This window comes from Nonomuraea pusilla (assembly GCF_900109355.1).
GTDB classification, from domain to species: Bacteria; Actinomycetota; Actinomycetes; order Streptosporangiales; family Streptosporangiaceae; genus Nonomuraea; species Nonomuraea pusilla.
In genome coordinates, this window is record NZ_FOBF01000011.1 from 110,218 (window position 1) to 127,013 (window position 16,796).

The window sequence follows — 16,796 nt, forward strand, 5'->3', positions numbered from 1 at the left end:
CAGCGTCAGGAGGCGGTGTGGCGCAGGCGTTCCGTCACCGCGTCGAGGTAGGCGCGGATCGCGTCGTGGTTGCGGCTCAGGCAGTCGATGCGGGCCTTGATGCGGTCGGCCTCCGCGCGCACCAGCTCGACCAGTTCGGGCGTCACGCACTCCGGGTGGACGTGGAGGTCGGTCGGCTTCTCCAGGAAGGGCAGGACGCGCCGGATGATGTCGGTGGTCAGGCCCGAGTCGAGCAGGCCGCGGACCTGCCGCACCCGGTCGACCGCCGACGGCGGGTAGTCGCGGTAGCCGTTGCCGGCCCGGTCGGGCCGCAGGAGGCCCTGCTCCTCGTAGTAGCGCAGCATGCGGGCGGGCACGCCGGTGCGCCGCGACAGCTCGCCGATCTTCATGGTGTTCCTCCCGGTGAGCGCCGTTTGCCTTCACACTGATGTGAGGGTTTCAGCATGGTCGCATGACCGGTACGACGATCGCGAACGCTCCCCGCGCGGCCCGGCTCCCGCTCGGGAGCCTGCTCGCGCTGTTCTGCGCGGCGTTCACCGCGGTGATGACGGAACTGCTGCCCGCCGGGCTGCTGCGCGGCATGGCGGGCGAGCTGGGCGTGACCGAGGGGCGGGCGGGGTTCCTGGTGTCGGGGTACGCGGCGGCCTCCTTCCTCGCCGCGATCCCGCTGACCGCGGTGCTGCGGGGCGTGCGGCGGCGGCCCCTGCTCGTGGGCGTGCTGCTGGCGTTCGCCGCCTGCGACGCCGTCACCGCCGCCTCCTCCTCGTACGCCCTGACCTTCGCGGCGCGGCTGCTCGCCGGGGTGACCGGCGGCGTCATGTGGGCGATGCTCGTCGGGTACGCCGCCAGGATGACGCCCGAGGAGCGGCGGGGCCGGGCCATCGCCATCGTGTCGGCCGGCATCACGGTGGCGCTGTGCGCCGGCATCCCGGCGGGGGCGGCGCTGGCCGGGGCCCTCGGCTGGCGGGCGGCGTTCTGGACGCTCGCGGTCGCGGCGGCGGCGCTGGCCGCGTGGGTGCGCCTGCGGGTGCCCGACTTCCCCGGCGAGGCGGCGGGGGCGCGGCTGCCGCTGCGCGGCGTCGCGACGCTGCCCGGGATCAGGACCGTGCTGGGCGTGACGGTGCTCGCCCTGTTGGGGCACCAGGCGGTGTACACGTACCTGGCGCCGCTGGTGGAGCGTACCGGCTGGGGAGAGGCGAGTCCGGCGCTGCTGGTGTTCGGCGTGGCGACGGTCGCCGGGATCTGGGTCGTGGGCGCGGTCGTCGACCGCCGGCCGCGCGGCACGCTGCTGGCGGCGCTCGGCGCGGTGGCCGCCGCGATGCTCGCGCTCGGGACGGCGGCGCCGGGCCCGGCCGGCGGCCCCCTCGCGCTGGCCGCGGTGGCGGTGTGGGGCGCGGCGTTCGGCGGCGTGCCGACGCTGCTGCAGACGGCGCTGGTGCGCGCGTCGGGGCCCGAGGGCGCGGACGTCGCCACGTCCATGCAGACGACCGTCTACAACCTGGGCATCGCCGCCGGGTCGTTCACCGGGGGGCTGGTGCTGGAGGGCGCCGGGGCGGCGGCGCTGCCGTGGACGGGCCTGCCGCTCGCCGCCGCCGCCCTGGCGGTCGCGGCGGTGTCCCGTCGCCACGCCTTCCCCGCCCGCCGCTGACCCCTCGCGGCGGCCGTTCCGTCACATCCCGTGCCTGGCCAGGGGTTCGACCAGCTCGCGCTCCTCGTACGACAGGTGCGACAGCAGGCTGTCGGTGAGCAGGTCCACGGCGGCGCGCAGGCCGTCGAGGGCGGCGGGGTCGGTGACGAACGCGACCAGCGCGCGATCCACCCGGTCGAGCAGCTTGTGGATCTCCTGGTGCTCCTCCTCCAGCCGGTCGATGACGGGCGTGAGCGCGGGCTCGGCGCGGCGCAGCCGGGGGAACAGCATGGCGTCCTCGGCGGTGTGGTGCATGGTCACCAGGCGGCAGTACGACTCGCAGTACGCGCCGAGCGTCCAGTTGTTCTGCCGCATCGTCATCTCGCTGATGTGCGAGCGGGCGGTGGCGGCGTCGAGGGTGCCCGCCGCGACCTGGGCGACGAGGTCGCGGAGCTGGGCCAGTTCGGCGCGCAGGTGGTCGTGGACGTCCACGAGGTGCTGCCCGGCGGCCTGCTCGGCGGGGGTGTAGCGGCGGCCGGGGTCGGGGGCGGGCCCGGTGGGGCGGGTGGACTCGTCCCAGACGCGGGTCCGGCTGAGGCGTACGCCGTCGTCGGGGGTGGGGACGGCCGCCAGCGGGACGGCCGTCAGCGGGGCGGCGGCCCGGGAGGCGCGGGCCTCGGGAGGCGTCGGCGTGGGAGCGGTCTTCCCCTCGCGGGCGGCGGCGACGAGCTCGCGGGTCGCGGGAGCCGTCTCGGCGGCCCAGCGGCGCAGCTCGCGCGGGTCGCGCACGATGAGCGTGAACACGCTCACCCCGTACGTCAGCGCGATCTCGGCGAGCCGCTCCGGCGGGAGCGGCTCGGCCAGGTTGAGCAGGCGGCGGACGGCGCGCGGGTCGCGGCCCGCCTCGGCGGCGGCCTCGTCGATGACGGCGTTGCCCGCGGCCAGCTCGGCCGGGTCGCGCAGGTGGGGGAGCGAGGGCAGCCAGCCGTCGGCGAGCCTGCCGGTGACGCGCAGCATGCGCGGTTTGTACGCGCCGAGCCAGACGGCGATGTCGTGGGCGGGCCGCGGCCCGCGCGGCGCGCCCACCACCCGGTGGTGCCTGCCTTCGTGCGTGATGGGGCCGGGGGCGTCGACGTCCCAGGCGGCCCGGATGATCGCGATGGCCTCCTCCAGCGCGTCCACGGCCTGGCCGGGGGTCAGGCGCGGGGCGCCCATGGAGGCGATGGCGTCCTGGTACCCGCCGGTGCCGAGGGCCAGCTCGAAGCGGCCGCCGCTGAGGATGTCCAGGCTGGCGGCGGCCTGGGCGAGCATGGCGGGCGGCCGCAGCGGCAGCGGGTGGACGTTGCCCGCGATCCGGATGCCGCTCGTCGCGGCGGCGACGTAGCTGAGCAGCGTCCAGGTGTCGAGGAACGCCGGCTGGTACGGGTGGTCCTGGAAGGTGACCAGGTCGAGCCCGTCGCGTTCGGCCCGCTGGACCAGGGCGACGACGGCGTCCGGCTGGTCGGCGGCGGGCATGAGGTTGACGCTGAACATCAGGTCGTGACCGTAGTCGGGCATGGGGTCGCTCCTCGGGGCACGCCGTTATGTGGCGGTACGAACTGTTCGCGGCGCGAAGTAAAAGTATTTCGTATCGCGAAGCAGTGTCAACTAGACTTGGGTGTCAGGGAGGTGCGCGTGGTCACGACGGCGGAGCCCGCCCAGCGGCGGATCGCCCAGGCGCTGGTACGGCTCGCTCATGCCGTGCAGCAGGTGTTCTCCGAGGTGAGCAGGGAGCACGAGCTCACGCCGCAGCAGGCGCAGCTGCTCTGCCTCCTCATCGACGGCCCCGTCGGCATGACCGGCCTGAGCCGGGCGCTGCACCTGGAGCGGTCGAGCCTGAGCGGGCTGGTCGACCGGGCCGAACGCCGCGGACTCGTGGCCCGCGCCCGCGACTCGCGCGACCGCCGGGCCTGCCGCATCGAGCTGACCGGCGAGGGCGCCCGGGTCGCCGCCCTGGCGCACGACGCCGTCACCGCCCGCCTGGAGACCCTGACGGCAGGGCTGCCGCCCGAACACCACGACCTCCTGGCGGCCACGCTGGACGACCTGCTCTCCCGCCCGGCGCCCCCCGGGCCCTGACCTCCGCGTCCCGGTCCGGCCGTCACGCACCGCGCGGCTGTTCAGCGCTGGCACAGCTCCCGGACGACCTCCCGCAGGTACGCGTGCAGTTCGTCCTCCTCGCCGTCGCCGAGGGCCGCCATGGCGGTGGGGAAGGCGTCGGTCAGATCGACCATGACGTCCAGCACGACCTCGTCCATGAACTCGCCGGAGCGCCCGGTCCCTGTCTTGGACCGCGCGCTGTCCAGCCGCGGCCCGTTCACCATGGTCCGGGCGATCCGGCGTAAGTCGCTCAGGGCGAGGTGCGTGTGCCGGTCCCAGGGCCGGCTCTCGTCGAAGCGTTGCTCGTCGAACTCCTCGATCTTCATCTTGAGGATCGGCCGCTGTTCCGCCGTCGCGGGGACGTCGGGACGCATGACGATGCCTTCCGCGAGGTTGCCCGGAATGTCCGGCAGGCCGTGCAGGCGTGGCACCCGGGTCGGGAACCGCAGCGGCAGGGCGTCCAGCTCGTGCCTGGACCCCCTGCCGAGCAGGGGCACGACGTCGAGCCCTGCCGACGCGGCCACCGCCGCCACGTCGGCATAGGGCAGGAAGAGCCCCGCGTCGTCCGGATGGTCGTGCCGGAGCACGTCGAAGAGCGCGAAGCGCAGGTCAGGGCTGTACCAGACCCCGGTCTGCACCGCGCCGACCCCGGCCACCGGCGCGACGTCGGGATGCGGATAGCGGCCGCCGTACAACTCCCCGTAGACGCGCACCGCCGCGCCGCCCGACGACAGCGCCGCCCTGGCCGCCTGCCACAGCCGGCCGCGCAGCAACTGCCAGCCGAAGAACGCCTCCTCCCCGCGCAGCCACGCCTTGCGCTTGCCGACGCGGAACTCCCGGCCGTCGTGGGCGACGACCAGTTGCGCTCCGTGGATCTTCTCGGTCGCGATCCAGCTGCCGCCGGGGCCCGCGGCGGCGCTCGACGCGACCGGGATCTTGGGGAAGGGCACATGACGCATGGCATGATTCTCGTTCTCCACACGTCGTGCCCGAACCTGGTTTTCGCTCCGGTCAGCCCAGCTTCTTCAGGTCGGCTGCCTCCTTTAGGAAGACGATGCCGTCGATCGTGTCGAGCTGGGCCGGGTCCAGCGGGAAGTACGCGAAATCGCGGGAGACGCGCGCGGCGGGTTCCGTGACGGCCCCGGCCAGGCGGCGGGCGTCGACGACCGAGCGGCCCCACGGCAGCGTGGACAGGACGCCCTCGACGGTGTCCGGGGGCGGGGTGTCGCCGTCGACCGCGCCGAAGGCGGAGGCCAGGAAGGCGTACCGGTCGCCCAGGTGGGTCTCCGCGATCGCCCCCGCGCTCCACCACTCCAGCACCTGGTCACCGAACCGCATGAGGCTCTTGCTCCGCTGCAGGTGGAGGTTGCTGGCGAAGACCAAGGCCGGGCCGCGCTCGGCGACGGCGCGCAGGTTGGCGGCCATCATGGCGTCCCGCAGGGCCGACAGCCGGGTCCACCGCACCGGCGACGCGTCGGCCATCCAGTAGTGGTAGCGGAGCAGGCCGGTGGCGGTGCGCCCGTACAGCGCCGCCCGCTCCCTGTCCTCCGGGCTCAGCTGCGGCGCCTGCGTGTCGAGCAGCGCCACCAGATCGTCGGCGATCAGCCGCAGCCGCTCGGCGTCGGCGGACCGGCCGATCGATTGGGACGGGTCCATGGCCGCGGCCTCGTTCGCCCACCGGTCGTCGGGGCCCAGCAGCGCGTCGAGGGCCTCGCCGGTGACGACGGCGCGGGGGAGCGGGCCGTCGAGGAGGGCGTGCAGGGCGGTGAGCGCTTGGCGCGGGCTCGCCGCCCAGTACTCCAGCGGGCCGTCGAACCCGAAGAACCTGAGCTTCTCGTCGTGCTCCTCGTTGTACGCCCGCATCCAGCGGACGAGTTCGCGGTTGGCCGGTGCGGCGCCGAAGCCGTGGCTGAAGCCGCGTTCCATGACGTCGTCCAGCGTGCCCGCGCCCGTCATGACGTAGTCGTCCACCACGAGGCCCATGAGGCAGTCGCTCTCGACGGCGAACGACCGGTAGCCCTCGTGCTCGACCAGATGCCGGAAGATCTCGTTCCGGGCCTCGCCCAGCTCGCCGACGAAGTGCCTGGCCTCGCCGAGGCCGAGCAGCAGGGGCTCGGCGGGGAGCGACCGGAGGAACGCCGAGATGCCTTCGCCGTCGAGCGGCCAGGCCATGTCCTTGATATCCATACCTTGACGGTATCGTTGAACATTCGAGGTAAACTTTTCGCGGAAAACCCCGCCCCCACCGCGCTGAACCTTCAATCGGGGGTGCAGCGGAGACGGACGCGCCCCCCGGTGCTAGTCCACCGTGTAGTCCGGTGTCATGGCGGCGGCCATGGCGAGGTGGGTGGCCGCCTCCTCGTGGCGGCCCTGCCGCTGGAGGGTCCGTCCGAGCAGGTGGCGGGCGTACGAGTCGTCGGGCGACTCGGCCACCAGCCGCTCCAGCGAGGTCCGCGCCCGGTTGAGCTGGGCGGAGGCGAAGTACGCGCGGGCCGCCAGCATGCGCACGCCGCGGTCCTCGCCGTGCTCGTCGAGCAGCGGGCCGAGCAGGGTCAGCGCGCCCAGCGGGTCGCGCATGTCGAGCAGCGACTCCGCGCGGCGCAGCCGCTCCACCTCGGCGGGCAGCCGGCGCGGGGTGCGGCCGGCGGCGTCGGCCAGGAACTCCGCGATCACGGCGGGCGGCTGGGCGCCGGCCAGCGCGATGCCGTTCGCGACGATGGTGGGCGACGTGGTGACCCCGATCGCCTTGCCGACCAGCAGCAGCTCGCGCAGCAGGGCCTCGCCCGCGCCCGCCGCGAGCAGGGCCGGGCCGTCGGCGAACCCGGCCTCCTCCGCCAGCCGGGCCAGCACCGCCGGGTCGCCGATGTCGACGACGTCCACGAAGTGCGCCCTGAACACGCGCTCCACGACGGCGTCCTGGAGCGCGGAGCCGCCCGACTCGTACGCCAGCGCGATGAGCCGGTGCGCCGGGCGGCTGTCGGCCCGCCACTCCGCGCCCGAGGCCGGCCCGAGCCCTTCGACAGCCCCGGAACCAGCCCCGGAACCAGCCCCGGAACCAGCCCCGGAACCACCCCCGGAACCAGCGCCTGAGTCAGCGCCGAAACCGGCACCGGCACCGGGACCAGTGCCGAGGTCGGCGGCCGGAGCCCCGGTCTCCGCGGGCGGCGCCCCGGGGACCGCGCAGGCGGCCGGCGCGTCAGCGTCCTTGGGCTCGTCCGCGGGCGACGCGGCCCGCGACGGGGCCGTGGGGTCGATCAGGTACGGCCGCCAGACGGTCTCGACGGGCTCGCCGTCCCACGAGGCGAGGGCCTTGGCCAGCCGCCGCCTGCCGACGTGGGCCCATCCGCAGATGACGTCGGCCCAGATCTCGATGCGCATACCTGTCAACGTAGGCGACCCGGACACCTCCTGACGAACCTCCCGCCCGTGCGCGGGAAGGCGCCGGCGCTTGGTAACCTCCCGCAGGCGCCGCCGACCGCCCCGTGCCGAGGGCGCTCACCGGCCGGACGCGCCCGGCCTCCGCAGAACCCGACCCGAGGTGACCGTTGCTGCTGCCCGACGAGCTCAGGACCGCGCTGGACTCCGCCCTGTCCCGCTTCTCGCCCCAGGACCTGTCCCAGGCCGCCGAGCAGCTCACCGAGCGCTACCGCGCCCACGACCCCGGCGGCGCCGTCCCGTTCATGCGCACCCCGCAGGACGTCGCCGCGTACGCCGCCTACCGCATGCCCGCCACGTACGCGGCGTGCACGGCGGCGATGGGCCGGGCGGCCGCGCTGGCGCCCGGCTTCGCGCCGCGCACCCATCTCGACGTCGGCGGCGGCACGGGCGCGGCCGTGTGGGCGGCGAGCGGGGTGTGGCCTTCGCTGGAGCAGGTCACGGTCGTCGAGCAGGACGCGAAGGTCATCGAGCTGGGGCGGCGGCTCGCGCGGACCGCGCCGTCCACGGCGGTGCGCGGGGCGTCCTGGCGGCAGGCGTCGGTCCGGGCCGGTCTCGACCGTCCGGCCGCCGACCTGGTGACCATGTCGTACGCGCTGGGCGAGCTCCCCGAGCGGGACGTCCCCGAGGTGGCCGTCTGGCTGGCCGAGCGGGCCGCGCTGGTCCTGATCGTCGAGCCGGGCACGCCCGCCGGGTACGCGACGATCGCCGCGGCCCGCGACGCCCTGCTCGGCCGGGGCCTGGCGGTCCTGGCGCCCTGTCCGCACGGCGGGCCGTGCCCGATCGAGCCGGGACGCGACTGGTGCCACTTCTCGGTACGGCTGCCGCGCACGTCGCTGCACCGCCGGGTCAAGGCGGGCACGCTCGGTTTCGAGGACGAGAAGTTCTCGTACCTGGCGGTCGCGGGGGAGGGGGCGGCGGCCGGCGCGGTCCCGCCGGGCGCCCGCGTGCTGCGCCACCCCGGCAAGCGCAAGGGCGTGGTGTCGCTGCGGCTGTGCACGCCCGGCGACGGCGTCCGCGACGTGATCGTCTCCAAGCGGCAGGGCGAGGTGTACCGGCTGGCCAGGGACGTCGAGTGGGGCGACGCCTGGTCCCACTGAGCAGAACGCGCAGAACGCTCGGACGCGGTCCCGTACGCGCACCCGTAGACTCGGACGACCGTCCCGATCGCCGACGAGGAGTGCCGCGCGTTGTCCCCGACCACCCCACGTGAGCTCGGCCTGCTGGCCGACTGCGCGAACTGCTTCGGGTTGTGCTGCGTCGCGCTGCCGTTCTCGGCCTCCGCCGACTTCGCCATGGACAAGGACGCCGGCCGGCCCTGCCCGAACCTCGCCGCCGACTTCCGCTGCTCCATCCACGACCACCTGCGTGACAGGGGCTTCCCCGGCTGCACGGTGTACGACTGCTTCGGCGCGGGCCAGAAGATCTCCCAGGTCACCTTCGGCGGGCGTGACTGGCGGTCGGAGCCGGGGTCGGCGGGTCGGATGTTCGCGGCGTTCCCCGTCATGCGCCAGCTCCACGAGCTGCTGTGGTACCTCGCCGAGTCACTGACCCTCGACGCCGCCCGCCCGGTCCTGCCCGAGGTGCGGCGGGCGCTGGAGGAGGTCGAGCGGCTCACCCGCGGCGACGCCGCCGACCTGGCCGCGCTCGACGTGGCGGCCTGCCGCGCCGCGGTCAACCCGCTGCTGCTGCGCGTCAGCGAGCTGGTCAGGGCGGGGCTCGGCGGCAAGGACCACCGGGGCGCCGACCTCATCGGCGCGAGGCTCGACGGCGCCCGGCTGCGCGGGGCCGACCTGCGTGGCGCGTACCTGATCGGCGCCCGGCTGCGGGGCGCCGACCTGCGGCAGGCCGACCTCATCGGCGCCGACCTGCGCGGCGCCGACCTGTCGGGCGCCGACCTCACCGGCGCGATCTTCCTCACCCAGTCCCAGGTGAACGCCGCCGCGGGCGACTCCGCCACGCGGCTGCCCGAGGGGCTGAGCCGCCCGTCCCACTGGACGGACACGCCGGCGGCCTCGCGCCCGGCTCCGGGCACCCCGCGCTCGGACTCGGGCTCGCGCTCGGGCTCGGGGACGCGACGCCGCCGCCCGCCCCGCCGGCGCTGACGTGGAGCCGTGACGCCACGGCGGCCTCCACCGCCTGGCTAGGCGGAGGTGTCGCCCAGGGATTCGAGGAGGTCGCGGAGGGCGGCGGCGAGGTCGTCGCGCCGGTCGGGCGTCAGGCGGGAGAGCACCCGGGCTTCGGTCTCGAGGTGCGCGGGCAGCGTCCGCTCGATCAGGGCGAACCCCTCGTCGGTGAGCGTGACGTGCACGACGCGGCCGTCGGACGCGCTGGGTGTGCGCCGGACCAGGCCGCGGGCCTCCAGCCGGTCGAGCCGCTGCGTCACCGCGCCCGACGTGATCATGGACGACCGCATCAGCTCGGCCGGGGTGAGCCGGTGCGGCGGGTCGCTGCGCCGCAGCGTGGCCAGCACGTCGAACGACGCCCGGTCGAGCCCGTGGGCGGCGAAGGTGCGCCCCAGTTCGGCGTCCACGAGCCGGGCCAGCCGTGACAGCCGCCCGATGATCCCCATGGGGGAGACGTCCAGGTCGGGACGTTGCGCCTGCCACTGCGCGAGGACGAGATCGACGTGATCGGCCACGGGCCCAGCCTAGCCGTTCTCTTAGCAGTGAGGTAAATCACGCTGCGCTTTGCTTAGTGCTAAGTTACTTTGTCTTAGTGCTAAGAAATCGCTTCGGCGTCGTCGCCGTGACGGCGCTCGCCCCCGCCGTCTGGGGCACCACCTACCTCGTCACCACGGAACTGCTGCCGCCGGGAAGGCCGCTGCTGGCCGCCGTCGCCCGCGCGCTGCCCGCCGGGCTCCTCCTCGTCGCCATCACCCGTACGCTGCCCTCCGGCTCGTGGTGGTGGCGCGCGGCCGTGCTCGGCGCGCTCAACATCGGGGTGTTCTTCGCGCTGCTGTTCGTCGGCGCGTACCGGCTGCCCGGAGGCGTGGCCGCGACCGTGGGCGCCGTCCAGCCGCTGCTCGTCGCCGTGCTGTCGGCCGGGCTCCTCGGCGAGCGGCTGACCGCGCGCACCGCCGTCGCCGCCGCGGCGGGCATGGGCGGCGTCGCCCTGCTGGTGCTGCGCGCCGACGCCCGGCTCGACGCGCTCGGCGTGGCCGCCGCGCTCGGCGGCGCCGTCGTCATGGCCGCCGGGGTCGTGCTCAGCAAGCGCTGGACCTCGCCCGCGCCGCTCCTGGCCACCACCGGCTGGCAGCTCGTCGCGGGCGGCCTGCTGCTGCTCCCGGTGGCGTTCGCCGTCGAAGGGCCCCCGCCCGCCCACCTGACCGCCGCCAACCTCGCCGGGTACGCCTACCTGACCCTCGTCGGCGCCGCCCTCGCCTACACGCTGTGGTTCCGCGGCATCAGGGCGCTCACCCCCACCAAGGTCACCTTCCTCGGCCTGCTCAGCCCGGTCGTCGCGACCGCGCTCGGCTGGCTCGTCCTCGGGCAGTCGCTCGGCGCGTGGCAGGGGCTGGGGGCGGCCGTCGTCCTCGCCGCGCTCGTCGCCGTCCAGCTCCAGCCCACCCGTACGGCGCCGCCCGCGCCCGGCGACCCGGGCACTCCCGCCCTGGTGCCGAACACCCCGATCGGAGAGAGGTCATGACGACGATGCGCATCACCGTGTTCGGCGCCGCGGGAGGCGTCGGCCGCCGCGTCCTCGCCGAGGCCGTGGACCGGGGCCACGACGTCACCGCCGTCGTCCGCGACCCCGCGCGCCGCCCCGGACTGCCCGGCCGGGTGGTGGCGGGGGACGCCGCCGCCGTCGAGGACGTCGTACGGCTCAGCGCCGGGCAGGACGTCGTGATCAGTGCCACCCGGCCCGCCCCCGGCCATGAGCGGGACCTGGTCACCACCGCCGAGGCCCTGCTGGCCGGGCTGGCCCGCACCGGGGTGCGGCTGCTGCTCGTCGGCGGCGCCGGCAGCCTGACCGTGCCCGGCGGCGGCACCCTGGTCGACACGCCTGACTTCCCGCCCGCCTGGCGGCCCATCGCGCTGGCCTGCGGCGACCAGCTGGACGCCTGCCGCGCCGACACCGCTGTGGACTGGGCCTACCTCAGCCCGCCCGCCCTGCTCGAACCCGGCGTGCGCACCGGCCGGTACCGGCTGGGCCGCGACGAGCTGCTGACCGACGCCGCCGGCAGGTCGGAGATCTCGATGGAGGACCTGGCCGTGGCGCTGCTCGACGAGGCCGAGCGGCCACGGCACCGCCGTGCCAGATTCACCGTGGCGTACTGATTTTCCTGGAAAAGGCCAACAATGTCATGACACTGTAATTGAAATGAACTGAATAAATTTCTTTCTCATGATATGATGGGAACAGGAATGAAATAACGGATATAGCCTTCCTCGCTGTGACCAACGTTTCATCCCCGAGCGCGACCGCGCTCACCGCAGCGGCCGCCCGCGCGGCCCACCTGGTCGTCGACCAGGCCCCCTTCCTCTTCGCCGACCCGCTCGCGCACCGCCTCCTCGGCGAGCAGGCGGACACGCTCCTGGGCTACCACCGCGCCCACGGATCGCACCCCGTGCTCGCCGGCGCGCGCACCGCCGTCGTGACCCGCGCCCGCTACACCGAGGACCGGCTCGCGGAGAGCACGCGCCGCGGCGTCGCCCAGTACGTCATCCTCGGCGCCGGGCTCGACACCTCCGCCTACCGGCCCGACGCGCCCCGCGGCACGCGGGTCTTCGAGGTCGACCGTCCGGCCACGCAGGAATGGAAACGCCTGCGCCTGGCCGAGGAGGGGATCACGGCGCCGGGCACCGTGACCTTCGTGCCGGTCGACCTCGAACGCGACTCGCTGCCCGGCCGTCTCGCGGCGCACGGGTTCGACCCGTCGGCGCCCGCGTTCGTGGCCTGGCTGGGCGTCAGCATGTACCTCACCCGCGAGGCCGTCGGCGCGACGCTTGACGCCGTCCGCGCGTTCGCGCCCGGCACCGAACTCGTCATGGACTACCTGCTCCCCGAAGAGCTGCGCGACGCGGACGGCCAGGCGTACGCCGAGGCCGTGATGGGGATGGCCGCCCGGAACGGCGAGCCGTGGCTGTCCTTCTTCGCCCCCGCCGACCTGACGTCCCTGCTCGGACGGCACGGCCTGGAGGTGGTCGAGCACGTCGGGCAGCGTGAGTGCGTCGCCCCGGAGCTGTGGGAACGCTCCGACGCGCTGCGGCCGTCACGGCTCGCGTGCCTGGCACGCGCCCGCGTCGCCCCGCCCTCCCGGACGGTTGACTCCACAGGGTGAGGATCGGCCGCTCGGCTGCGCTACGCCGGCGCCCACCTGGCCTGCGCGGAGCCGCTCAGGCGAGCCGGCGAACACCCGGCGCACCCGTTCGAGCCGCCCCCGTCCCAGCGGCGGCGGTCACGGGGCGCGCCGGGCCGCCGGGAGCGCTAGTCCACCGACCAGAGCGGCCTGTTGTCCTTGGAGTAGAGCACGATGTTGCCCTGGTTCTGCACCGCCAGGTACGCGCCGGGGTTGCCCGCGGTCCTGGTGATCCACAGGGCCGTGTTCGACGAGCTGTAGACGACCAGGTTGCCTTCCTTCTGCATCACGGCGTAGGCGCCGGGCTTGCCGGCCGTCGGGGTCGTCCAGAGCGCCTTGCCGGCCCGGCTGTACAGGACGAGGTTGCCCTCCTTCTGCATGAGCAGCTTGTACTCGCCGTTGCGCGACTGGACCCACTGCCCGGCCTTCAGCGTGTGGCCGGACGGCAGCGACCCGGCGTAGGCGTGCCGCGACCACAAGAACTCGTTGCCCGCCGAGTAGATGACGAGGTTGCCGTCGTTGTGCACCTTGAGGTACGCGCCGGGGTTGCCGGCGGTGCTGGTGCCCCACAGCGGCCGGCCGGACGTGCTGTAGACGACGAGGTTGCCCTCGCGCTGCATCGTCGTGTACGCGGTGGCGCCCGACGTGGGCGTCGCCCAGAGGGCCGTGTTGCCGGGGCCGTAGAGGACGAGGTTGCCCTCCGTCTGCTGGATCAGCCGGTACTGGCCGTTCTCGGACTTCACCGACTCGTTCGGCTTGAGCACCTCGCCCGCGGTCAGCCTGTCGTCCGTCTTGTCCGCCGCCGGACCGGCCGTCGTGCCGGCCGTCGTGCCGGCCATCGTGCCGGCCGTGCCGGCGTGGGCCGCCGCCGACAGCGGCAGCGCCAGCGCCGCCGCCAGGAGCGCGCACACTCCCGCCCCGCGCAGGTCCGCCCGTCCGAGTGAACGCCTTCGTACTCGCCTCACGAAACGAACTCCGAATCTTCTCGTGCTTGTCTGACGGGCCACGACCTTAGGGACCCGGACCGGGCCGCGGTGACGGTCGTTCGACCCGCAATGCGTACCGTGATCACCTGGTCACAGGTCGCCCACGTCGATCAGCCCGTCCTGGATCGCCCGCGCGACCAGGTTGGCCTTGGTCCTGGCCTCCCGCCCCACGTTCGCGTACTTGACCCTGACCCGGTCCAGGTAGGAGCTGACCGTGCGCGGCGTGATGCCGAGCCTCTGGGCGACGAGCTCCTTCGACTCGCACTGGAACCACTCGATCAGCACCTCCTCCTCCCGCAGGGAGAGCTTGGGCCGGTCCGGTGCGGTGTCGGCGCCGAACGCCCCGGCCAGCGCCGGCGGCGTGTACGGCCGGTCGTGCGCCGCCGCCGCGGTGGCCGCGATGAGGTGCTCCTCCCCCTCGGCCTTGGTGAGGAAGGTGAAGGCCCCGAGGTCCATGCAGGTCAGCGCGGTCCTCTCGTCGTCGCGCATCGTGTACACGACGACCTGCCGGCCCGCCTCGACCAGCCGCCGCAGCTCGTCGTAGGCGGGCGGGCGGCCGCCCAGTTGCAGGTCGAGCACGACGACGGCGGCCGTGTCCCCCGGCGGCGTCCACGCGGTCTCCACGCCGGCGCCTGAGGCCACGACCTTGATCGGCGGATCCGCCGTCGAGTACCAGTGCTCGGCCCCCGCCAGGACCACCGGATGGTCGTCGATCATCGTCACCGTGATGGCGTCGCCTGTCGCCACACCGCCTCCACCCACACTCGATTCTCCGCAACCACAGCGTTCACCGCGACCCGCGGCGATCCGGACTCCAGGCGCGGCGCCGCCCGTCCTTCAGCCGCCGATCCTTCAGGCGCGGGCCCGTCGCCGAGGGCGCTGACCCGGACCGTGTCCGGCGTGCGGACCACGGTGACCCGGGCACCGGCCACGGCCGCGGCCAGCACGGCCGCCACCGGGTCGATCAGCTCCCGCCGCACGTCCCTCGGCAGGTCGCGCGGCTCGCCCCGCGCCGCGAACCGGACGGTGACCCCGCGGTGCTCCGCGACCTCCATGACCGCGCGCAGCTCGTGCACCAGCCGGTCGGCCACGTCGTCCTTCTCGGCGAAGAGGCGCCGCATCCTGGCCGCCTCCTGCGCGCAGCGGCGCCGGACCTCCGGGTCGGACGGGTCGAGCGAGCCGTACCCGAGCCCGGCGAGCAGCGGGACGACGGCGCCCAGCAGCGCGACGTAGCGCTGCCGGTGATCGCGGTGGACGTGCTCGGCCACCGCCTCCGCCGTACGGAACCGCTCCTCCTCCTCGGCGGCCTGCCTCGCCCGCGCGGCGACGCGCCGCACCTCCCGGATCACCAGGCTCAGCGCGAGCTGGAACCCGTAGACGGACACCACGGACACCGCCATCGCCGCCCACGCCCGCGCTTCGGGCGGGCCCGACACGACGGCCTTGGCGAGGGCGATGGCGAGGTTGGCGCCGAGGAAGGCGGCCAGGTGCGCGAGCGGCCGGTCGAACAGCAGCAGCACGCCGTACCAGCCGACCAGGCCGAAGTACCAGTGGGCCCGGTCCAGATAGTTGCCCGGCGGCGCGGCGGCGGCCGCCGCGACCGCCGCGAGCAGCACCAGCGCCAGGCCGGCGCGCCGAGCGGGGGACGGGATCCGGCCGTCCCGCGCCAGGCACGCGGCGGCGACGGCCGCGACCCCGGCCATCAGCGCGAACCCGGCGATCTCCAACCAGAGCGGCTGGTAGCGTCCGCCGTGCTCGACGAACGTGGGCAGGCACAGTCCGAACTGCACGCCGACCGTGACCGCCAGGACCGACAGGCGGGCGCCGCGCAGGAGCCGGTCCTCGACGCGGGCGGCCGGCCTGTCGCGGCGGCGCTCAGCTGTCCGCGTCATCCGCCCCCGTCCCATCCGGCCCCGCGTCATCCGGCCACGTCCATGTCAGCGTGGTGCCCTCGCCCGGCCGCGACCCGACCAGCACCCGGCCGCCCGCCCTGGCCATCCGCTCCACGATCGAACCCCGCAGGCCGCGCCGGTGCGGGGCGACCCGCAGCGGGTCGAAGCCCCGTCCCCGGTCCCGCAGCTCCACCACGACCCTCCCGCTCACGTCGAGCCCGGCGCGCAGCGACGCCTCGAGCACCCCCGCGTGCCGCTCCACGTTCGTCAGCGCCTCCCGCACGCCGTGGAAGATCGCGAGCGCCGGCGTGGCGGGCACGGCAGGCAGGTCGCCGGCCTCCACCTCGACGCGGACGGCGGGGTGGCGGGCCGCGGTGCCCAGCAGCGGCCCCAGCTCGACGCGGCCGTCGTCCGATCCGGGCACCTTGGCGAGCTCCTCCAGGTCGTGGCGTGCCCGCTCCGGCACCCAGCGGTTCCCGCGGGCTCCGTCACGCGCTCCCACGGCGACCAGCAGCAGGGTGGTGCTCGCGGTGTCGTGCAGGGTCGCGAGGTACTCGCGCTCGCCGGAGCGCCTGGCCGCGGCGACGGCGGCGCGCCGGCGCCGGGCCGCGACCCGCGCGGTGAGCCGGTCCGCCGAGCGCGCCTGAGCGCGGACGAGCACGTAGGAGAGGCGCGACAGCGTCAGCTCCAGCAGCAGACGCAACCCCGCCGCCGCGACCGGCACCGGCTGCCGCGAGTGGGCGTAGGCGCCCGCGACGAAGGCGACGATGCCGAGCAGGCCCAGGCCGCACCCCACGAGCGGCCTCGTCGGCCACTCGTACGGGCACGTGACGGCCGTGATCGAGACCAGCGCCACCACCCAGCCGCCGGGGTCACCGGCGCCGGTCACCACCTGCCCGAGCCCCACCGCCACGAGGACGGCCGCGTCCAGCGCGGCGGCGGCCCACGACCGCGAGAGCGCCGGGTTCCGCGTCCAGGCCAGGCGCAGTGCGCACCACCCGGTGGCGAGGGTCGCCATCGAGATCGTCGCCGCCGTGTGCCCGTCCGGCGTCGCGAGGATCCCGAAGGCGGCGCACGGCACGACCACCGCGGAGCGGAACCAGACCGCGTAGCGCTCGGCCGCCCGGTTCAGCTCCCGCTCGGCCACCCCTGTTCCCGCACGGCCGCGCGGGACGGGCGCGGCTCCCGGCTCCGCCTCACCGGGGAGGCCCACCTCCAGGGGATCCGCCGCTGGCAGGTGCTCCTCGTGCTCTCCTCGAACCATCGGGTGAAGATTATCCACGGCGGACAGCCGGACCGATCATCGATTCTCCGGCCGCGAGCGGTCAGGCCGCGCGGGAAGGCCGCCAGCCGGCCCCGTCCTCGGCCGAGGGGACGTCCTGCGAGGCCCTCGCGCTGCCCGTGAGCGCGAGCAT

General features: G+C 74.9%; 17 protein-coding genes. 7 read left to right on the top strand and 10 right to left on the bottom strand.

What is annotated here, in order from left to right; all coding sequences use genetic code 11:
• Nucleotides 1–5: 5 nt before the first annotated feature.
• Nucleotides 6–389 carry a MerR family transcriptional regulator gene (locus BMX74_RS23165; protein WP_091102736.1) on the bottom strand — a complete coding sequence of 128 codons (384 nt, stop codon included), beginning with the start codon at nt 387–389 and terminating at the stop codon, nt 6–8.
• Nucleotides 390–451: 62 nt separating this feature from the next.
• Here BMX74_RS23165 and BMX74_RS23170 point away from each other — a divergent pair, with 62 nt between their 5' ends.
• Entirely contained in the window at nt 452–1,648 is a 1,197-nt protein-coding gene (locus BMX74_RS23170; protein WP_055501329.1) for an MFS transporter, read from the top strand.
• Between the two features lie 21 nt (nt 1,649–1,669).
• Here the strand turns inward: BMX74_RS23170 and BMX74_RS23175 are convergent, their stop codons facing one another.
• A complete protein-coding gene (locus tag BMX74_RS23175; RefSeq protein ID WP_091102738.1) occupies nt 1,670–3,184 on the bottom strand; it encodes an LLM class flavin-dependent oxidoreductase in 1,515 nt (504 codons plus the stop codon).
• A 117-nt stretch (nt 3,185–3,301) separates the two neighbouring features.
• On the opposite strand from BMX74_RS23175, the gene BMX74_RS23180 reads away from it, so the two are divergent.
• Nucleotides 3,302–3,745: a MarR family winged helix-turn-helix transcriptional regulator gene (locus tag BMX74_RS23180; RefSeq protein ID WP_055501331.1), complete on the top strand. Its 444-nt coding sequence runs from the start codon at nt 3,302–3,304 to the stop codon at nt 3,743–3,745.
• Between the two features lie 41 nt (nt 3,746–3,786).
• Here BMX74_RS23180 and BMX74_RS23185 read toward each other — a convergent pair whose 3' ends face one another.
• From BMX74_RS23185 to BMX74_RS23195, 3 genes are all read right to left on the bottom strand, one after another.
• Nucleotides 3,787–4,725: an RNA ligase family protein gene (locus BMX74_RS23185; protein ID WP_055501332.1), complete on the bottom strand. Its 939-nt coding sequence runs from the start codon at nt 4,723–4,725 to the stop codon at nt 3,787–3,789.
• A 52-nt stretch (nt 4,726–4,777) separates the two neighbouring features.
• Complete coding sequence (locus BMX74_RS23190; protein ID WP_091102741.1) at nt 4,778–5,953, bottom strand: erythromycin esterase family protein; 1,176 nt, start codon at nt 5,951–5,953, stop codon at nt 4,778–4,780.
• A gap of 111 nt (nt 5,954–6,064) precedes the next feature.
• On the bottom strand, nt 6,065–7,144 hold the full coding sequence (locus tag BMX74_RS23195) for a DsbA family protein (protein WP_091102743.1): 1,080 nt from the start codon (nt 7,142–7,144) through the stop codon (nt 6,065–6,067).
• Between the two features lie 167 nt (nt 7,145–7,311).
• On the opposite strand from BMX74_RS23195, the gene BMX74_RS23200 reads away from it, so the two are divergent.
• Together BMX74_RS23200 and BMX74_RS23205 are read left to right on the top strand one after the other, a co-directional pair.
• Nucleotides 7,312–8,301: a small ribosomal subunit Rsm22 family protein gene (locus tag BMX74_RS23200; protein ID WP_055501335.1), complete on the top strand. Its 990-nt coding sequence runs from the start codon at nt 7,312–7,314 to the stop codon at nt 8,299–8,301.
• A gap of 90 nt (nt 8,302–8,391) precedes the next feature.
• A complete protein-coding gene (locus BMX74_RS23205) occupies nt 8,392–9,306 on the top strand; it encodes a pentapeptide repeat-containing protein (RefSeq protein WP_256257228.1) in 915 nt (304 codons plus the stop codon).
• A 38-nt stretch (nt 9,307–9,344) separates the two neighbouring features.
• On the opposite strand, the gene BMX74_RS23210 is transcribed toward BMX74_RS23205, so the two are convergent.
• The gene (locus BMX74_RS23210; RefSeq protein WP_055501336.1) at nt 9,345–9,842 is read right to left on the bottom strand and encodes a MarR family winged helix-turn-helix transcriptional regulator; all 498 of its coding nucleotides are present in this window, start codon (nt 9,840–9,842) and stop codon (nt 9,345–9,347) included.
• Nucleotides 9,843–9,919: 77 nt separating this feature from the next.
• Here BMX74_RS23210 and BMX74_RS23215 point away from each other — a divergent pair, with 77 nt between their 5' ends.
• The 3 genes from BMX74_RS23215 to BMX74_RS23225 all read left to right on the top strand — a co-directional run bounded on the left by BMX74_RS23215 (nt 9,920) and on the right by BMX74_RS23225 (nt 12,485).
• The gene (locus BMX74_RS23215; RefSeq protein WP_055501337.1) at nt 9,920–10,849 is read left to right on the top strand and encodes an EamA family transporter; all 930 of its coding nucleotides are present in this window, start codon (nt 9,920–9,922) and stop codon (nt 10,847–10,849) included.
• Nucleotides 10,846–11,481, top strand: coding sequence for an NAD(P)-dependent oxidoreductase (locus tag BMX74_RS23220; protein ID WP_256257230.1), 636 nt, complete (start codon nt 10,846–10,848; stop codon nt 11,479–11,481). Before BMX74_RS23215 ends, BMX74_RS23220 begins: the two co-directional genes overlap by 4 nt.
• Before the next feature lie 116 nt (nt 11,482–11,597).
• Nucleotides 11,598–12,485, top strand: a complete 888-nt coding sequence (locus tag BMX74_RS23225; protein ID WP_091102748.1) for a class I SAM-dependent methyltransferase — start codon at nt 11,598–11,600, stop codon at nt 12,483–12,485.
• 146 nt (nt 12,486–12,631) lie between these two features.
• On the opposite strand, the gene BMX74_RS23230 is transcribed toward BMX74_RS23225, so the two are convergent.
• From BMX74_RS23230 to BMX74_RS23245, 4 genes are all read right to left on the bottom strand, one after another.
• The gene (locus tag BMX74_RS23230; protein ID WP_143078736.1) at nt 12,632–13,468 is read right to left on the bottom strand and encodes a curculin domain-containing protein; all 837 of its coding nucleotides are present in this window, start codon (nt 13,466–13,468) and stop codon (nt 12,632–12,634) included.
• Between the two features lie 111 nt (nt 13,469–13,579).
• A complete protein-coding gene (locus BMX74_RS23235; protein WP_201784405.1) occupies nt 13,580–14,236 on the bottom strand; it encodes a DNA-binding response regulator in 657 nt (218 codons plus the stop codon).
• A complete protein-coding gene (locus tag BMX74_RS23240) occupies nt 14,209–15,381 on the bottom strand; it encodes a hypothetical protein (RefSeq protein WP_091102754.1) in 1,173 nt (390 codons plus the stop codon). Before BMX74_RS23240 ends, BMX74_RS23235 begins: the two co-directional genes overlap by 28 nt.
• Nucleotides 15,365–16,645, bottom strand: a complete 1,281-nt coding sequence (locus BMX74_RS23245) for a sensor histidine kinase (protein WP_143078737.1) — start codon at nt 16,643–16,645, stop codon at nt 15,365–15,367. Before BMX74_RS23245 ends, BMX74_RS23240 begins: the two co-directional genes overlap by 17 nt.
• Nucleotides 16,646–16,796 lie beyond the last annotated feature (151 nt).

Bases quoted from the DNA above. Each gene is read 5' to 3' on its own strand.
- BMX74_RS23165 (WP_091102736.1), bottom strand. From the start codon at position 389: ATGAAGATCGGCGAGCTGTCGCGGCGCACCGGCGTGCCCGCCCGCATG.
- BMX74_RS23170 (WP_055501329.1), top strand. From the start codon at position 452: ATGACCGGTACGACGATCGCGAACGCTCCCCGCGCGGCCCGGCTCCCG.
- BMX74_RS23175 (WP_091102738.1), bottom strand. From the start codon at position 3,184: ATGCCCGACTACGGTCACGACCTGATGTTCAGCGTCAACCTCATGCCC.
- BMX74_RS23185 (WP_055501332.1), bottom strand. From the start codon at position 4,725: ATGCGTCATGTGCCCTTCCCCAAGATCCCGGTCGCGTCGAGCGCCGCC.
- BMX74_RS23190 (WP_091102741.1), bottom strand. From the start codon at position 5,953: ATGGATATCAAGGACATGGCCTGGCCGCTCGACGGCGAAGGCATCTCG.
- BMX74_RS23195 (WP_091102743.1), bottom strand. From the start codon at position 7,144: ATGCGCATCGAGATCTGGGCCGACGTCATCTGCGGATGGGCCCACGTC.
- BMX74_RS23220 (WP_256257230.1), top strand. From the start codon at position 10,846: ATGACGACGATGCGCATCACCGTGTTCGGCGCCGCGGGAGGCGTCGGC.
- BMX74_RS23240 (WP_091102754.1), bottom strand. From the start codon at position 15,381: ATGACGCGGACAGCTGAGCGCCGCCGCGACAGGCCGGCCGCCCGCGTC.
- BMX74_RS23245 (WP_143078737.1), bottom strand. From the start codon at position 16,645: ATGGTTCGAGGAGAGCACGAGGAGCACCTGCCAGCGGCGGATCCCCTG.